Below are 1,587 nucleotides of genomic sequence, written 5' to 3'. Positions count from 1 at the left end.
TTGTCTAGGAAATTATAAAATTCTTCGGCTGTGGATAACTTTGTGATAAAATTTAATTATTCATACTTTGAGGAGTAGAAACATGAAAAAGGGAACAGGGGTTATAAAAGAGATTCTGAAAGATCATTTCGCAGGTTTCTGGGACTTCCATTCAAATCGTTTCCCAGAGTCATATCGTGACCATATCAAAGAAACCGTGGAAAAAACTATTCGTTGTGGCACACGCGATTTAGGTTATGCTCGATATGAATGTTTAGGCTGTGAAGGAAATCCTCTGCCTAAATTTGTATGTTTCACCTGTAAAAGTAGACTTTGCCATCGATGTGGAAAAAAGTATACCGATGACTGGTCGGATAAGCAGCAGGAAATGATTTTTAATGTCACCCATCGCCATATGGTATTCACTATTCCAAAAGAATTAAGAAATATATTTTATAATGATCGAAAAAAGTTAAATGAGTTAAGCAACCAAGTAGCTGAAGTGTTTCAGTATCATAACAGGAAGAAGAGTAAATCCAGGGAATTTCGTTCTGGGATTATAACAGTTATTCATACATTTGGTAGAGACCTGAAATTCAACCCTCATATTCATGCATTGGTTACGGAGGGTGCATTGGATAATAAAAATGAATGGGTTAATAATGGTTATATTCCTTATGATTATTTAAGAAAGTCTTGGCAGAAAGTTGTGTTAGATTTAGTTAAGAAGTGGTTCCCTATGAACCGAAAAGTACTTGAACTTATTAATGATTTATATCGAAGATATCCTAAAGGCTTCTATGTCAATGCAGAAAAGAAAATGACGAATGCGAAAAGTGTAGCCAAATATATTGGTAGGTACTTAGCTCGACCAGCTATCGCTGAATATCGTATCGAAGGCTATGATGGAAAAATGGTTCACTATTGGTATGAGGATCATAAAACAGGAAAACGCATTGATAAGAAGGTAACTGTATATCGGTTTCTATTTGAGATATTACAACACATACCACCTAAGCATTTTCGAATGGTAGGCAGATATGGTTTGTATAGTAGAAGATCCCACCGCAAAGCCCAACAAATATTGAGTTTACACGCATTCATGAGGACCAAACAGATATCGTTTCTTTTAGAGACAAAAAGAAAGAAGAAAACGTATCGCCAGCGTATAATTGAATCCTTTGAAAAGGATCCTTTTGAATGTCCACACTGCCATCGACAGATGGAGCTTGTTGGGATATGGCATGCTGATTATGGATGGATATATTATTATCTGGAAGAAGTAGAAACGGAATGGAGGAGGAGATACGGAATTGGGAAGCCGAAAAGAGCAGGATAATTCAAAGGAAGTAATTCCTGATTGGTTAGATGAAGATGATCCCTTTGGTTTAAATGAAGAAATAGAAATTGTCATATTTAAATGCTTGGATTGTAAAGGTACCGATGAAGTTCCTGAATATATCATCGGTGAATTTAGTGTGGACAAAAGTAGGGGAGAAGTTGAAATACATTGCCCGCACTGTAATGGCACCATGATCGAAGCGAAAGACGCCCCAAGTGATTAACTCTCACTTGGGACGTGATTTAGTCGCGTTAGCGATTTTGTTC

General features: G+C 36.7%; 2 protein-coding genes. Both read left to right on the top strand.

The features are described from left to right. Positions 1–82: 82 nt before the first annotated feature. Positions 83–1,318 carry an IS91 family transposase gene (locus SPD53_RS19700; RefSeq protein ID WP_336253572.1) on the top strand — a complete coding sequence of 412 codons (1,236 nt, stop codon included), beginning with the start codon at positions 83–85 and terminating at the stop codon, positions 1,316–1,318. After that, the gene (locus SPD53_RS19695) at positions 1,293–1,544 is read left to right on the top strand and encodes a hypothetical protein (protein WP_336253571.1); all 252 of its coding nucleotides are present in this window, start codon (positions 1,293–1,295) and stop codon (positions 1,542–1,544) included. The genes SPD53_RS19700 and SPD53_RS19695 overlap by 26 nt, the downstream gene beginning before the upstream one ends. Positions 1,545–1,587: the final 43 nt, after the last annotated feature.

Origin of the sequence: Oceanobacillus sp. MO10714A, assembly GCF_037072045.1 — a bacterium.
Classification (GTDB): Bacteria; Bacillota; Bacilli; order Bacillales; family Amphibacillaceae; genus Oceanobacillus; species Oceanobacillus indicireducens.
The sequence above is the reverse complement of the archived record's forward strand: the minus strand, read 5'-3'. Positions and strand labels throughout refer to the sequence as shown.